Origin of the sequence: Celeribacter neptunius (genome assembly GCF_900113955.1) — a bacterium.
In the GTDB taxonomy this organism is placed as follows: domain Bacteria; phylum Pseudomonadota; class Alphaproteobacteria; order Rhodobacterales; family Rhodobacteraceae; genus Celeribacter; species Celeribacter neptunius.
On the sequence record NZ_FORH01000001.1, the window covers coordinates 864,110 to 879,948 of the forward strand.

The following is a 15,839-nucleotide window of genomic DNA, read 5'->3' on the forward strand; positions in this document are numbered from 1 at the left end:
GATGCGCCTCGAACCGATCGCCGAGCCAAGCCTCGCGCGGCGCTTGACGCCGCCGGCGCTGGCCATTGTCGCCTCTTTCGTCGTCGCAGCCCTGCTGGCGCTGATCGCTGGCGGCAATCCCTTTGCCGTGTTCGGGCTTATTTTCAAGGGCGCATTCGGATCGAAATTTGCGCTGCTCGAGACATTGAATCGCGCCACGCCGCTGATCTTCACCGGGCTTGCGGTCTCGGTGGCCTTTCGCGCCAAGCTCTGGAACATCGGTGCCGAGGCGCAATTCTACGCCGGCGCGGTGATGACCGTGGTTCTGGGCACTGGCATGCTGACCCTGCCGCCCATGCTGATGCTGCCGCTGCTTGCGGTGACCGCAGCATTGGCGGGCGCGCTGGTGCTGTTGATCCCGGCGCTTCTGAAAACCCGCTTCGGGGTCGACGAGGTGGTCACCACGCTCCTGTTCAATTTCATCTTCCTGCTGTTCGTCTCCTACCTGCTCGAGGGGCCTCTGAAGGACCCGATGGGCATGGGCTGGCCGAAATCCGCGCGGCTCATCCCCGAGGCGCGCCTGCCGCGCATCGTCGACGGGCTCCGGCTGCATTGGGGCTTTGCCCTGGCGCTGATTTCGGCGCTGGCGCTCTGGGTGATCGACCGCAAGACCACATTGGGCTTCGAGATGCGCGCCGTCGGACAAAATGCCGAGGCCGCGCGGTTTGCCGGGATCCCGGTCACCAAGGTGATCCTGAAAACCGCGCTGCTCTCGGGCGGTCTGGCCGCGCTCGGCGGGTATTCTGAAGTGGCGGGTCTCAAAGGGTCTCTGACGCAGGATATCAGCCCGGGCTTTGGCTACACCGGGATTGTCGTTGCCATGCTGGCGCTTCTGAACCCGCTGGGCGTGGTGCTCGCCGCCTTCTTTGTCGCCGCCATCTTCGTCGGTGCCGACAGCATGAGCCGTGCCATCGGCGTGCCGAGTTACCTGGCGGATATCATGCTCGCCTCGGCGCTGTTGCTGATGGTGCTGGCGATCCTCTTGACGAAATTCCGGGTGAGGCGCGGCTGATGGATCTTCTCGACATTCTCTTCTCCGCCGCGTTCTGGGCCGCCACGGTGCGCATCGCCAGCCCGCTAATCTTCGCCACCATGGGGGAACTGATCTGCGAACGCGCCGGCGTGCTCAATCTCGGGATCGAGGGCATCATGGTGGCGGGGGCTTTTGCCGGCTGGATTTCGGTCTGGGCCGGGCTGCCGCTCTGGGGCGGGGTCGGTGTGGCGCTTTTGACCGGCATGGCCTTTGGCCTGTTGCATTCGATCCTCTCCGTGCCCTTTGGCCTGTCGCAACATGTGGTCGGCGTCGGCATCACGCTGTTCGCCACCTCGACCACGTTCTATACCTATCGTGTCGTGCTGCCCGAGGTCTCCTCGCCGCCGAAAATCACCGCGTTTCAGCCGGTTGAGATCCCGTTTCTCGCCGATATTCCATTGATCGGCCCGGCGCTGTTCCACCAGACGCCCTTGACCTATGCCGCCTTTCTGCTCGTGGCGCTCACCGCGTTCGTGCTGTACCGCACGCCCCTGGGCCTGGCGGTTCGGGCCGCCGGCGAAAGCCCGTCGGCCGTCTCCGCTCAGGGCCTGTCGGTGACCGCGATCCGCATGGGGGCGGTGATCGTCGGCAGCGGCTTCATGGCCGTCGGCGGCGCCTTTCTCACCATGTCGGCCTTTGATTCGTTCTTTTTCGACATGGTCGGCGGGCGTGGCTGGATCTGTATCGCACTGGTGGTCTTCGGCGCCTGGAAGCCCGGCAAGGCGCTTTTGGGGGCGATCCTGTTTGCCGCGTTCGATGCGCTGCAAATCCGTCTGCAACAGACCGGGATCGGCGCCATCGTGCCCTATCAGGTCTTCTTGATGTTGCCCTATATCCTGTCCATTCTGGCGCTCGTGCTGATGTCGCGCCGCGCCGAAGTGCCCGCGGCCCTGATGGTGCCGTTCAACAAGGGAGAGAGATGATGTTCGATCTACTGGTCAGGGGCGGCACGCTGCCCGATGGCTCCGTCATGGACATCGCCATCCGAGGCGACAAGATCGCCGAGGTGGCGCCGAAGATCGAGGCCGAGGCCCGCGAGGTGATCGAGGCCAGTGGCGATCTGGTCTCGCCGCCCTTTGTCGATCCGCATTTCCACATGGACGCGACGCTGAGCTACGGCCTGCCGCGGGTGAACGCCTCCGGCACGCTGCTCGAGGGGATTTCGCTCTGGGGCGAGCTGCGCGAGATCGCCAGTGTCGAGGAGATGGTCGAGCGGGCTTTGCAATATTGCGACTGGGCCGCCGCCACCGGGCTTCTGGCCATTCGCAGCCATGTCGACACCACGCCGGATCATCTCAATACCGTCACGGCGATGCTCGAGGTCAAAGAGAAGGTCAAGGATTACATTGACTTGCAACTTGTGGCCTTTCCGCAGGACGGGCTTTACCGCGCGCCGAACGGGCGCGAGAACCTGATCCGCGCGCTCGACATGGGCGTCGAGGTGGTCGGCGGCATCCCGCATTTCGAACGCACGATGCAGGACGGCGCCGAGAGCCTGCGCGATCTTTGTCAGATCGCCGCCACCCGGGGCCTGATGGTCGATATCCATTGCGACGAGACCGACGATCCGATGAGCCGGCATATCGAAACGCTGGCCTATGAGACCACACGGCTTGGCTTGCAGGGCAGGGTGGTCGGCTCTCACCTGACATCCATGCATTCGATGGACAATTACTATGTCTCGAAACTCCTGCCGCTGATCAGGGAGGCCGGGATTTCCGCCATCCCCAACCCACTGATCAATATCATGCTGCAGGGCCGTCACGACACATTCCCGAAACGCCGCGGCCTCACCCGGGTCAAGGAAATGCAGGCCATCGGCATTCCGGTCGGCTGGGGACAGGATTGCGTTCTCGACCCGTGGTATTCGCTTGGCACGGCGGACATGCTCGACGTCGCCTTCATGGGGCTGCATGTGGCGCAGATGAGCCATCCCGACGAAATGGCGCGGTGCTTTAACATGGTGACCGAGACCAATGCCGAGATCATCGGCCTCGAAGACTACGGCATCCGGAAAGGCGCGATGGCCTCGCTCGTCGTTCTCGACGCGGCCACCCCCGTCGATGCGCTCCGCCTGCGTCCAGCGCGGCTCGCGGTGGTGGCGAAGGGCAGAGTGATCGCCCGGGCGCCCCGCGGCGATGCCAGACTCAGCCTTCCGGGCCGTCCCGAGACTGTCCGGCGGCGTGCGCCGCGCTGAGCGCCGCACCTAAGGTCCGCCAGCCTGTCTGCCTGCATGTTGGTCGCTGCCTGTGCCGGTCTCGCCCCGTTTAACGGGGCGATCCGGTTTGCGGCGGCTCACGTCGATATTTTGAAAAAATATTTTAAATAAACTCAACAGTCGCGCGAAGATCGTCTAAGCTCTCCTGAAACAAGCATGATTTTTGGGCGAAAATCCTAATTTCTTTGCGTGAATCAGCAGAAGGGGAACCGGGTCAGTTGCAACCGATCCGCCCTTCCGTATCTAGTGATGCGATGACGATACTGTGAGATGGTGAGCGGATGGAATTTGATGTCGGAGCGCGGCTGAAAGAGGTCAGGAAGGCCAAGGGCCTGTCGCAGCGGGTTGTTGCCGAACGCTCCGGCGTGACCAATGGCATGATCTCTCTCATCGAGAGCAACAAATCCAGCCCGTCGGTGAGCTCGCTGAAAAAGATCCTGACCGTGCTCGACATCGCCCTGGCGGATTTCTTCGAAAGCGAAACGCCGGAGCCCAAGCAGTTCGTGTTCCGCCCCGCGGACTTTGTCGAGATCAATCCGCAACAGATTTTCAGCAGTGACGACGAGCCGGCGCTTGAGGCCTTATCCATTAAAAAGGTTGGGAATTCTTCGACAAACAGCCTGTTGCTGCTCTACGAGGTCTATGAGGCCGGCGCCGACACCGGTGCCGAGGCCCTGTCGCATGAGGGCGAAGAGGGCGGCTTTGTCATTGAGGGAAAACTTCTGCTCGAGGTCGATGGCGAGACCCAGGTGCTCAAGGCCGGGGATGCCTATCTGTTCGACAGCACCAAGCCGCACCGCTTCCGCAATGTCGAGAAAGAGCGCTGTGTGATCGTCAACGCCAGCACGCCACCGACATTCTGATCCGCGCCCATCGCAGCCCGGCCCCTGTCGCGGCACCCGCCGCAATGTCATGGGGCAGGGCTTGGCCGGGGCAGGGATTCGCTGCGCGCATAACCCGCGCGCGGGGCTGGTCCTGGCGGCGCGATCCCGTCCTCTCCGGTACGGTCTGGATCGGCTTTCAGCCCGGAAATCACCTGTCTATCCTTGCACAGGAAGGGTGCGTTTTTTCAGGATGCCCAATTTTTGCGCCGAATCCCCGCGCGACGCAAGAATTTTCAATATATTTAACGCCTGTATGAAAATTTTTGAAAAAACACTTTATTTTGAAAAAACACCGGCTAACCTGACGGCAATTGAAGCGAGCAGCGGAGCCGGCGTTAAACATGCTCGCAATGGCTGTCAAACAAGCGCACCGGCGCGCATACAGGGGTGACCGTGGGGAAACATAGGAAAGCAAATGCGTTCGTCGAGTTCGAACGCGTGCAGAAGAGCTACGACGGTAAAACGCTCGTCGTGAAAGATCTCAACCTCTCGATCGGCAGGGGCGAGTTTCTCACCATGCTCGGGCCGTCGGGCTCCGGCAAGACCACCTGCCTGATGATGCTGGCGGGGTTCGAAACCGCCACCCACGGGGAAATCCTCCTCGATGGCATGCCGATCAACAACATCCCGCCCTACAAGCGCGGCATCGGCATGGTGTTCCAGAACTACGCCCTGTTCCCGCATATGACCATTGCCGAGAACCTCGCCTTTCCCCTGGAAGTCCGCAAAATGGGCAAATCCGAGCGTGAGGAAAAGGTCAAACGCGCTCTCGACATGGTGCAGATGGGACAATTCGGCGGCCGTCGCCCGGCGCAGCTTTCCGGGGGTCAGCAACAGCGGATCGCACTCGCCCGTGCTCTGGTGTTCGAACCCGAGCTCGTGTTGATGGACGAACCCCTGGGCGCGCTCGACAAGCAGCTGCGCGAGCACATGCAATTCGAGATCACCAATCTGGCGCATCAGCTGGGCATCACCACGGTCTATGTCACCCATGACCAGACCGAAGCGCTCACCATGTCCGACCGGGTCGCCGTGTTCAACGACGGCCGCATTCAACAGCTCGCCCCGCCGGCCTCGCTCTATGAAGAGCCGGAGAACAGCTTCGTGGCGCAATTCATCGGCGAAAACAACACGCTCGAAGGCGTGGTGAAGGAGCTGAGCGGCGAGAAGGCCCTCGTCGAACTGGACGATGGCGAGCTGATCGACTGCAAGCCAGTCAATGTCACATCGGTCGGTCAGCGCACCCGCGTGTCGATCCGTCCGGAGCGGGTCGAGGCCAACCCGGACCGCCTGCATCCCGATGCCCATACGCTCAAGGCCGAAGTGCTCGAGTTCATCTATATGGGCGATGTGTTCCGTACCCGCTTGCGGGTTGCCGGACGAGATGATTTCATCATGAAGAGCCGCAACGCCCCGGATCAGGTTCGCCTGAAACCCGGCGAGCATATCAAGATCGGCTGGATGCCGTCCGATTGCCGGGCGCTGGACGCGCTGTAATACGGCGCCGATGACGCCAGAGAACACCGAAATCTCGGCCCTGAGCCGGGTAAAATCCATAAAAAAACTCAACATGGAGAAGAGACTTGACTCATAAGACACTTGCAGCGCTGCTTGCGGCCACTGCTCTGAGCACCCCGGCGATTGCCGCCGATATGACCGTCGTATCCTGGGGCGGTGCCTACCAGACCAGCCAGCAGAAAGCCTATGCAGACCCCTATATGGAGATGCACCCGGATGTCAGCATCATCTGGGACGAGAGCTCCAATGACGCCACCGCCAAACTGCGCGCCATGGACGAAGCCGGCAACGTGACCTGGGACGTGGTCGACGTCGAGGGCCCGGACGCCGTGCGTCTGTGCGACGAAGGTCTGGCGATGGAAATCGACGTCGACGCCCAGCTGGCGCCGGGCGATGACGGTTCCACTGCCACCGCCGACTTCGGCGACTCGCTGATCAGCGAATGTTTCATCCCGCAGATCGTGTTCTCCACCACCTTCGGCTACCGCACCGATGTCGAAGCCTGGGGCGGCAACACCCCGTCCGATCTCTGCGCCGTGTTCGATCTCGACACCTTCCCGGGCAAACGCGCCCTGCAGAAATCGCCGAAGAAGAACCTCGAATGGGCGCTGCTCTGTGACGGCGTCGAGAAAGACGATCTTTACGACGTGCTGGAATCCGATGGCGGCATCGAGCGCGCTCTGGCGAAGCTCGACACCATCAAGGACGAAACCGTCTGGTGGTCCGCCGGCGCCGAAACCCCGCAGCTTCTCGCCGATGGCGAGGTTGTGATCGGCTCCACCTACAACGGTCGTCTGTTCTCGGTGATCGAAGAGCAGCACCAACCGGTCGCCATGCTCTGGGACTACCAGGTGTTCGATTTCGACGGCTGGATCATCCCGGCGAACCTGCCGGCCGAGCGTGAAGCCGCAGCGCTTGAGTTCGTGAAATTCGCCACCGACACCCAGCGTCTCGCCGATCAGGCCGCCTATATCTCCTACGGTCCGGCCCGCGCCTCGTCGCAGCCGCTCGTCGGCAAGCACGCCGAGCTCGGCATCGAAATGGCGCCGCATATGCCGACCAACCCGGAAAACGCCAAGCGTTACCTGGTCAACAACCTCGATTGGTGGGCTGACAACCAGGACGACGCCGAAGCGAAATTCCAGGCCTGGCTTGTGAAATAAACCCTTGCGAGAGGGGCGGCGAAACGGTCGCCCCTTTCCTTTGATCCGCGCGGTCCCCGGTGACCGCGAGCGAGGATCGTATTCCTATTCAGTCTGCAAGATCGCGGCGTTTCCCGCCGCAGAGATCGAACGCATATCCAAAGCAAAGGAAGTTGCATGAGCGCGCCCATCGAAGAACCCGGGGAAGTTCTCGCCGCTGACGGAACCCCTCTCAAACGCTCTCTCGCGCGTGCGCTTCGCGTGCAGAAACTGCGGGCGTTGATGCTGATCGCGCCTTTGCTGATCTTCATTCTCGTGACCTTCATTCTCCCGGTTGCCGATATGCTCTATCGCTCGGTCGAGAACCAGATCGTCTCCGAAACCCTGCCGAAAACCGTCGTCGCGCTGGAAAGCTGGGATGCGGATTCCGGAGAGGCGCCCGACGAGGCGGTGTTCGCAGCACTTGCCGCCGATCTCCAGATCGCCGCGGAGCAAAAGATCCATACCAAGCTCGGCACGCGTCTCAACTATGAGAACCCGGGCATGGCCTCGCTGTTCCGCAAATCCGGGCGTCAGGTCAAGAAGTGGGATCTCGAGACCGACGGGCCGTTCAAGGAACAATTCGTCGATGTCGATGAGGATTGGGCCGACCCGGAAGTCTGGCAGACGATCAAGACCTATGCGCCGAAAATCACCGCCGGCTATTATCTCAATTCCGTGGACATGAAGCTCGGCGCCGACGGCGTGGAAGTGCGCCCGGAAAGCGAGAGGATCTACCTGACGCTGTTTGGCCGCACCCTGTTCATGTCCTTCGTCATCACCGCCAGCTGTATCGTTCTCGGCTATCCGGTGGCCTGGCTCCTGGCCAACCTGCCGATGAAGACCTCGAACCTGTTGATGATCCTCGTCCTGCTGCCGTTCTGGACCTCGCTTCTGGTGCGCACCTCGGCCTGGAAAATCCTGCTGCAACAACAGGGCGTGATCAACGATATCCTCGTGTGGATCGGACTTGTGGCCGATGACAACCGACTTGTGATGATCAACAACCAGCTTGGCACGATCATCGCCATGACCCATATCCTTCTGCCCTTCATGATCCTGCCGATGTACTCGGTCATGCAGTCGATCCAGCCGACCTATCTGCGCGCGGCCAAGAGCCTTGGCGCAACCAACTGGACGGCGTTCTGGCGGGTCTATTTCCCGCAATCGGTGCCGGGCATCGGCGCGGGCTCGATCCTCGTCTTCATCCTCGCCATCGGCTATTACATCACGCCGGCCTTGGTCGGGGGCACCTCCGGGACCTTCATCTCGAACCGTATCGCCTTCCATATCTCGATCTCGCTCAACTGGGGTCTGGCGGCGGCGCTCGGCGGCATCCTTCTCGCCGTGGTTCTGATTTTCTACTACGCCTATGACAAGATCGTCGGCATCGACAACGTGAAGCTGGGGTAACAGACATGAGCCTTCCTTCTTACGCCACCACCGGTGAAAAAGCCTGGTACTACGGGTTCCGCGTCATTACCGGGTTGATCTTCTTCTTCCTGATCGCGCCGATCCTCGTGGTGATCCCTCTGAGCTTCAACGCCCAGGACTTCTTCACCTTCACCCCGGAGATGCTGCGTCTCGACCCGGAAGGGTATTCGCTCAAGCACTATCGCGATTTCTTTTCCAACAGCGACTGGCAACATGCGATGGTGAACTCGCTGAAGATCGCACCGATGGCGACCGTCCTGTCGGTGAGCTTCGGCACGCTGGCCGCGATCGGGCTGAGCCAGCCGCATGTGCCGTTCCGCCGGGCGATCATGGCGATCCTGATCTCGCCGATGATCGTGCCGCTGATCATCTCCGCTGCCGGCATGTATTTCTTCTACAGCCGGATCGGTTTGCAGGGGACTTATATCGGTGTGGTTCTGGCCCATGCCGCGCTTGGCATTCCCTTTGTCATCATCACAGTGACCGCGACGCTCGTCGGTTTCGACCAGTCGCTGACCCGTGCCGCCGCCAATATGGGCGCCAACCCGGTCACGACATTCTTCCGGGTGCAGATGCCGCTCATTCTGCCGGGGGTGATCTCCGGGGCGCTGTTTGCCTTCATCACCTCATTTGATGAGGTGATCGTGGTGCTCTTCGTCGGCTCAGCCGGCCAGAAGACGCTGCCATGGCAGATGTTCATCGGGCTGCGCGAACAGATCAGCCCGACGATCCTCGCGGTCGCCACCATCCTCGTCGCCATCTCGATTGCGCTGCTGACCACGGTCGAACTGCTGCGGCGCCGGTCCGAGAAGCTGCGCGGCATCGCCTGAGCGCGACAGCCAGGGGTGAGGACCGAAAATCGGATCGCACCGAAAACCGGGCAGGGGCGTTTGGCGCTCCTGCCTTTTTTCATGCCTGACGGTATGCTCTGCGACTGAAAGGACCGTGGTGCTCCGGCTCACCTGTCCTTTGGCGCCGGTGTCTCCAGCGTGAACTGCCGGAGCTGCGAGGGCGAGGTGCCGAAGAACTCCGAAAAGCAGCTCGAGAAATAGGAGCCGGAGCGGAACCCGGTGGCGATGGCGACATCGAGGATGGTCATGCTGCTGTGAAGCAAGAGATCGCGGGCCCGTTCGAGCCGCTGTGCCTTGCTGTATTTCGACGGTGTCAGCCCGGTGTATTTCAGGAACAAGCGCTCGAGCGTGCGCCGGCTGGTGCCCACGGCCGAGGCCAGCTCATTGGGCGAGAGCGGATGTTCCAGCCCGCTGTTGATCAGCTCGATCGCCTTGCGCACCTGTTTCGGGGCGGTGTCGAGAACCCGGCTTGCGCCGGTGTTTTGCGGCGAGATGCTGGTGCGCACCCGGTCGGTTTGCAATTGGTTGGCAATGGCCCGGACCATCCGTTCGGAATGATCCCGCCCGATGATCTCGAGAAACATGTCGAAAGACGACAGCCCGCCGGCACAGGTCATGATGCCGCGGTCGATCTCGAAAATCGCGGTGCTGAGATCGATATCGGGGAATTCCTCGACAAAGGCCGGCTGACCTTCCCAGTGAATGGTGCAACGCACGTCTTTCAAAAGCCCGGCGCGGGCGAGAAAGATCGTGCCCATGGAAATCGCCCCCAGGGTGACGCCGGCGGCCTGGCGGCGGCTGAGAAAGGCGTTGAGACGGCTCTGGTTCTCGGCAATCAGGCTGAGCCCGGCACAGGCAAAGGTATAATCCGGCAGGCGGCCCTCGCCGACGCGTCCCTCGCTTTCCACCACGATGCCGTTCGAGGCCCTGACCGGCGCACCGCTCTCAGAGGTGATCTTCCAGGCGTAATAGCCATAGCCCAGAATGCGATTGGCCACGCGCAGGGGCTCGATGGCGGAGATCACCGAGAGCATGGAGAACGCGTCCAAAAGCACAAATTCGAACAGGATCGGAGCCTGATCGTCGCGTGTGCGTTGGGGGTGAGATCTGGCGGTGTCGCTCACGAGGCGGGGTCCTTGGCTGGACTTGGGGAACCGGCCCATCATAGCAAGCCGGGACAGCGAAGCGAAAGCCTGTTTCCGACCGGGCCGCCCGGTTGCCCCCGGTTCCCCCGGTCGGCCCTGTCGGCCCTGTCGGTCACATGGGCCACATGGGCCACATGGGCTCAGGCCGGATCTTCCAGGCTCAGATCGCTTTTCGCCGTCGAACAACAGGCGAGGATATAGCCGGCCGCCTCATCGCGCGCGGACAGCCCGCCCTGATGGTGCATCTCCACCTGACCTTCGGTGAGGCGCAGACGACATGTGCCGCATTGGCCCTCGCCACAGCCGGTCGGGATGCGCAGCCCGGCGCGGGCGGCGACTGCGGTCAGGGGCTGACCTGCGATAGCGTCAAAGCTTTTGCCGCGATAGCTGATCTTGTGGCCTGTGCCGGGCGCGACCGGCTCGGTCGGCTCCGCGGGGGCGGGGGCTTTCGTCGGGCCGAAGCTCTCGGTGAGAAACCGCGCGGGATCGCCGCCCTCGGCGCGATGGATCTTGCCGACCTCGGCCATGAAACCTTCGGGACCGCAACAGAACACCCGACGCCGTGCCAGATCCGGCACCATGCTCCGCAACAAGGCCCGGCTGACCCGCCCGCGATAACCGCTCCAGGCGCTGCCCTCCGGTACGGTGCTCACACAGTCGACGCGGTGCAGATGCGGCATCTCGCGATCGATCTGCGTCAGCTCGTCTGCAAACAGCAGATCCTCAGACGCATGGGCAAATTGCGCCACCACGACGTCGACGTGCTCGCCACGCCCGTGCAGCCAGCGCAGCATCGACATCATCGGGGTAAAACCGCTGCCGCCACCGATCAGCAACAGCGGCTCGCCCGGGTGAAAGGCCAGCGAGAAATGCCCGAAAGGGCCACGTGCCGAGAGCCGGGTGCCGGGGGTGAGCGCCGCATGCGCCCATTGCGTGGCATGGCCCGAGGCGGCGGCCTTCATCGTCACGGTGAAACTGCCGGGGGTGAGCCCGGCGCTGGCGATGGTGAACATCCGCGTCGCGACCCCGTCCTGCATCGGCAGGTTCAGTGCCACGGCCTGACCCGGCAGGTGGCGAAAATCGCCATCCGTGCCGAAGGTGAAGCTCACGATATCGGCGGTCTCGCGCCGGATCTCGATCACCTCGAGAGCGATCTCCTGGATCGCCGGCACGGGCACGGCGCGTTTCGGGAAGGCGTGGGGGTTCAACGCAGTCATCGCTCACTCCGCCGCCGTGCGGCTCTCGGTGTCGCCGGCCTCATAGCGGCTCAGGCAATCGCGATACCATTCGGTGAAATTGATCAGCATGAATTCGGAAATCTCCGAATAGGGACCGGGCGTGTAAGAGGGCGAGGTGACGCCTTTCTGGTTGTTCTCGGCCAGCTCCTTGTCCTGGGCATTGGTGGCGACCCAGACCTCGGAAAGCCGGTCCACATCGTAATCCCAGCCCTCGATCGCGTCCTCATGCACCATCCAGACCGTGCGCACTTCGGTGCGGTTCGGACCCAGCGGCAGGATGCGGAAATGGATGATCATTTCCGAGAGGAAATGGTGCCAGTTGTTCGGCACGCGGAAGGCCCGGACGGAGCCGAGATCAGGTTCTGTCAGCTCGCCCAAAAGCTTTTTCGAGGCCGGCTGACCATCCATGGTCATGGAATAGGCGCCTTCGCGGAACGGCAGACGGATACAGCGGAATTCGACCCCGCCATCGACCGGCGCATGCGGCAGGTTCAGCGCGTCCCACTCGCGGGCTTTCTGCTCCATGATGCGGAATTCATCGGCAAAGCGCTGATCATTCGGCAATGCCATTTCCACCAGCGAGACCAGAAGCTCGGGATGGGCGCCGGCGCAATGATAGCATTCGCGGTTGTTCTCGATCACCAGCTTCCAATTGGCCTCTTCGACAATGGTTGATTCTGCGACAATCTTGGTCTTTCTCGGCTCATGCGGGGCGATATAGGGCGTGATCGCGGCGCGGAAATTCTCGATATCCGGCGGGGTTTCTGCCAGGCAGATATAGACCAGCCCCTCGATCGAGGTCACATGCACCGGTTTGAGCGGGAAATCCTTCGGATCGAAATCACCGCCCATGAAGCGGGTGACGATCAGCTTGCCGGTGAGATCGTAGGTCCATTGGTGATAGGGACAGACCAGCCGGGCGGCATTGCCACGCTCTTTCTGACAAAGTGTGGACCCGCGGTGGCGGCAGGAATTGTGAAAGGCGCGCAGCTGGCCGTCATTATCCCGCAGAACGATGACCGGGGCCTCGTGCACCTGAAGCGTGACGTAATCGCCGGGTTCGGGCAGCTCGCATTCCGGACCGACGAACAGCCATTCGCGGTAGAACACCGCATTCATATCGTCCTCGAACACCGCCTGATCGGTGTAGAAGGCGCGCGGCAGGGCATGTCCCGGCCGGCTCTCGGCAAGGGCCGCGCGCGTGGTGTCGGAAAGCATGTGCGTCTGCGGCTGGGCAGGCCTGTTGGATGGCATCTGGGATGGCATGAGAACCTCCGGCTGTCTTGATCTCGGGTCTTTAAAAGCTGTGCTGCGAAAGACTGTGGTTTGTTTTTCTGCAGTCTCGCCAGATCCGCCGCCGGATGTTTTCAAAATCGCGACAGGTTTGGCGAAACCCTGACCAAAATTCCGTTTGTTACGGGGCAAAATCCGTATCGAAACAGCGTCACCAAGCTGACGGGCAATCGAAAATAAATGTCGGATTTCCGGCGTGGGGCGGGGCGGGCGCACGGCAGTATCGGGACAACGACATCCAGTCGGCTTGCTAAGACTTCGGAGAAAGAAAATGGCATTTCCGCAAAGCGCACCCTATCTCATCATCGGCGCCGGGATTCACGGGCTCTCGACCGCCCTGCATCTCGCCCGCCGCCTCAAGGCCACCGGCAAAGGCACGGGCGAGGACATCCTCGTGATCGACAAGACCGGCATTGCCGCCGGGGCGTCGGGCATCGCCTGTGGCGTGGTGCGCAACAACTATTTCCAGCCCGCCATGCGCGAGCTGATGGCGCATTCGGTCGGTCATTGGGAGGCGAACCAGAAGGCGTTCCAATACAACCCGGTGGGCTATATGCAGATCTCTGCCGAGAGCATGCATGAAGACGTTGCCACGATCTATGAGCAGCAACAGGCGATCGGTTACGAGAGTAGCTTCATCGAGGGGGCCGAGGCCTGCGACGCCTATATGAAAGACATCTTCTCGGACTGGCGCGCCAAGGGCATCACCTCGGTGCTGCACGAGAAAAAGGGCGGCTATGCCCATAACGCGGCGGCGATCTATGCCCTGGCGAAAATGGCCGAGGAAGAGGGCGTGCGCATTCTCACCGGCGTCACCGTCACCGGGTTGAAATTCGCCAATGGCGCCTCTTCCGCCGTCACCGGGGTCGAGACCGACAAGGGCGAGATTGCCTGTGACTATCTGGTGATCGGCGCCGGGCCCTGGGTTCGGGATTTCTGGTCGATGGCGGAGCTGCCGGAGACCATTTCGATCAAGGGGGCCGATGGCGAGATGCATGACGATATCCCGATGTGGAAATTCTGGCAGCTCGAAGAGGGCGTGCTGCGCGTCGATCCGGAAAGCTTCAAGACCAACGATGGCAACCTGCCGCCGGTGGTCCATGTCGACACCGATGCGCCGCTCTATTCCGATGTCGATGGATCGCTGATCACCGATGAGATGTGGGGCATCTATTACAAGCCCGACTTCAATTTCGGCGGCATCCAGGGCGGCGCCATGCCCTACAAGGTCGAGACACCGGTGAACGAGGTGGCGATCGATCCCTATGGCCCGTCCTCGCCGGAATTCATCGCCTCGCCGGAGTTTGCCCATATGTGGGTCTCGGCCCTGGCGTTTTGCAACGAGCGTTTCTCCGGCACCATGCCGAAGTTTCACAAGGAGCCCTCGGGCGGCATCGGCTGTTTCACCCCGGACAGTTTCCCGGTCTTCGATGTGTTCCGCGAGAATTGCTACATCATCGCCGACAGCAACCACGGCTACAAGATGATCGGCGTCGGCGAACTGGTGGCCGAAGAGATCACCGGCGGCAAATCCGCATTGTTGGAACCGTTCCGCTTCAGCCGCTACGCAACCGGCAAGCTGCACCCGGTGTCGCACAGCCCCTATCCTTGGAGCTGAGTGTGGGAACAAAGCGAATGAGGGAGGCCTTCGGGCCTCTCTTTTGCGTTCAGGGGATCGGAAAGATCCGGGATTGCAAGGTTCGGAGCGACGCCTCGGTTTCATCCAACCCCATCACGGCATCGTGGATCGCGTCGAGCCGCTCCCGCGAGGCGGTATCCCCGGCAAGATCGTAGAATTTCGCGATCATTTCGGCCTCGGTATAGGGCGTCTCCGGGTCGCCCTTGGCCTGTGTTGCGGGCGTGTGCCGTACTTCACCGGTTCTGAGCGTGACCTTCAGCCGGGCCCAACGTTCCGCCGGGAAGCGGGCATTGAACGCGTCGCTCTCGGTGAACGAGAGGCAGGCCGTGAGGGCACAAAGATCGGCATCCTGAAAGGCCGGGGCAGAGATTTCCGCCACGCCGACGCGGCCGCGCAACAGCGCCGCCGCCACCGGAAACCCGATGGCATATTGCGCCTCTTCGGTGCTTGCGGGCACGCCTTGGAACAGGCGCGTGGCCTCGTGAAATGTCTCGACCTCGACCGCGGCGATCTCTTCGGCCTTCAACGGTTGATCCTGTGTGAGATCGAGCGCGGCCTGCACCGCGGGTTGCGCCCAGCGGCAGACCGGGAAGCCTTTGACATATTGGTTCAACACGTCCCAGTCCGTCCCGAGCGTCGCCCAGATCCCCGCCAGATCGGGGGCCATAACGGTGATCGCGGGCGCGCCGGTGAAGCCTTCGGCCGCCAGTGCCGCCGCCGAGACGCCCGCCATCGCGCCCCAGCCGGAGCCGTCCTTGAGCATGGTCGGATGGTCGATCACCCGCATCATCTGGCTGCGCGGGCCATGGTATTCGGCGATGCCAAGCGCATGGGCAAAGGCTTCCGGCGACAGCTCCATCAGATGGGCGGCAAGCGCAGCGGCGCAGACGGCGATCCAGGCGCCGCTGGTGTGATAATCGGGAGCCGAGGCATGCAGCGCAATCCCGGCGCGCGTGCCGATTTCATAGCCCGCCGTCAGGAGTGTCAGGAATTCCTCTCCGGTGAGTGCGGTCTCTCGGTCATCCTTGGCGGCCAGCAGCGCCGGCAGAAGCCCGCAGCCGACATGGCCCTTGGTCAGCCTGTGACCGTCATGGGCATCCACCGAGTCGATGGTCAAGCCGCCGACGAGGGCGGCGCCCTCGGGAGACAGAGCTGTTCCGGAGAACAAGGCGCGTGACTTTCCGCCGGAAAGATTGCGCGAGGCGTAGCGTAGAACCGCACCGTGCAGCTCGGTCCCGGTGCCGGCCAGCGCCGTACCCAGCAGGTCGAGCAACAGAAGCCTGACCCGCGACTGGACCGGGGCCGGCAGGTCCTGCCAGCGCAGCTCTTGCAGAAAGTCACGAAGAGAGGCGCTGGCAGGCATGTG

Annotated in this window: 12 protein-coding genes and 1 pseudogene; 9 read left to right on the top strand and 4 right to left on the bottom strand. The window is 62.2% G+C overall.

Annotation, left to right across the window (positions count from 1 at the left end):
* The first annotated feature begins 1 nt into the window (after position 1).
* From BM151_RS04265 to BM151_RS04300, 8 genes and pseudogenes are all read left to right on the top strand, one after another.
* Positions 2-1,051: an ABC transporter permease gene (locus tag BM151_RS04265; RefSeq protein ID WP_090059187.1), complete on the top strand. Its 1,050-nt coding sequence runs from the start codon at positions 2-4 to the stop codon at positions 1,049-1,051.
* Complete coding sequence (locus BM151_RS04270; RefSeq protein WP_090057916.1) at positions 1,051-1,995, top strand: ABC transporter permease; 945 nt, start codon at positions 1,051-1,053, stop codon at positions 1,993-1,995. Before BM151_RS04265 ends, BM151_RS04270 begins: the two co-directional genes overlap by 1 nt.
* Positions 1,995-3,269: an amidohydrolase family protein gene (locus BM151_RS04275; RefSeq protein WP_090057919.1), complete on the top strand. Its 1,275-nt coding sequence runs from the start codon at positions 1,995-1,997 to the stop codon at positions 3,267-3,269. The genes BM151_RS04270 and BM151_RS04275 overlap by 1 nt, the downstream gene beginning before the upstream one ends.
* A gap of 302 nt (positions 3,270-3,571) precedes the next feature.
* Positions 3,572-4,153 carry a cupin domain-containing protein gene (locus BM151_RS04280; RefSeq protein ID WP_090057923.1) on the top strand — a complete coding sequence of 194 codons (582 nt, stop codon included), beginning with the start codon at positions 3,572-3,574 and terminating at the stop codon, positions 4,151-4,153.
* 414 nt (positions 4,154-4,567) lie between these two features.
* Positions 4,568-5,671: an ABC transporter ATP-binding protein gene (locus tag BM151_RS04285; RefSeq protein WP_090059189.1), complete on the top strand. Its 1,104-nt coding sequence runs from the start codon at positions 4,568-4,570 to the stop codon at positions 5,669-5,671.
* Positions 5,672-5,757: 86 nt separating this feature from the next.
* A complete protein-coding gene (locus tag BM151_RS04290; protein WP_090057926.1) occupies positions 5,758-6,855 on the top strand; it encodes an extracellular solute-binding protein in 1,098 nt (365 codons plus the stop codon).
* Between the two features lie 156 nt (positions 6,856-7,011).
* Positions 7,012-8,286 carry an ABC transporter permease gene (locus tag BM151_RS04295; protein WP_090057928.1) on the top strand — a complete coding sequence of 425 codons (1,275 nt, stop codon included), beginning with the start codon at positions 7,012-7,014 and terminating at the stop codon, positions 8,284-8,286.
* 5 nt (positions 8,287-8,291) lie between these two features.
* Positions 8,292-9,137 (top strand): annotated as a pseudogene (locus BM151_RS04300) (ABC transporter permease); the annotation flags it as partial.
* Between the two features lie 128 nt (positions 9,138-9,265).
* Here BM151_RS04300 and BM151_RS04305 read toward each other — a convergent pair.
* The 3 genes from BM151_RS04305 to BM151_RS04315 form a co-directional block, all read right to left on the bottom strand.
* The gene (locus BM151_RS04305) at positions 9,266-10,282 is read right to left on the bottom strand and encodes a GlxA family transcriptional regulator (RefSeq protein WP_177213018.1); all 1,017 of its coding nucleotides are present in this window, start codon (positions 10,280-10,282) and stop codon (positions 9,266-9,268) included.
* 161 nt (positions 10,283-10,443) lie between these two features.
* A complete protein-coding gene (locus BM151_RS04310; protein ID WP_090057935.1) occupies positions 10,444-11,520 on the bottom strand; it encodes a flavin reductase family protein in 1,077 nt (358 codons plus the stop codon).
* A 3-nt stretch (positions 11,521-11,523) separates the two neighbouring features.
* Positions 11,524-12,759 carry an aromatic ring-hydroxylating oxygenase subunit alpha gene (locus tag BM151_RS04315; RefSeq protein WP_090057937.1) on the bottom strand — a complete coding sequence of 412 codons (1,236 nt, stop codon included), beginning with the start codon at positions 12,757-12,759 and terminating at the stop codon, positions 11,524-11,526.
* A 346-nt stretch (positions 12,760-13,105) separates the two neighbouring features.
* Here BM151_RS04315 and BM151_RS04320 point away from each other — a divergent pair, with 346 nt between their 5' ends.
* Positions 13,106-14,452 (top strand): NAD(P)/FAD-dependent oxidoreductase, encoded by a 1,347-nt coding sequence (locus BM151_RS04320; protein ID WP_090057940.1) that lies wholly within the window; start codon positions 13,106-13,108, stop codon positions 14,450-14,452.
* 49 nt (positions 14,453-14,501) lie between these two features.
* On the opposite strand, the gene BM151_RS04325 is transcribed toward BM151_RS04320, so the two are convergent.
* Complete coding sequence (locus BM151_RS04325) at positions 14,502-15,836, bottom strand: MmgE/PrpD family protein (RefSeq protein ID WP_090057942.1); 1,335 nt, start codon at positions 15,834-15,836, stop codon at positions 14,502-14,504.
* Positions 15,837-15,839 lie beyond the last annotated feature (3 nt).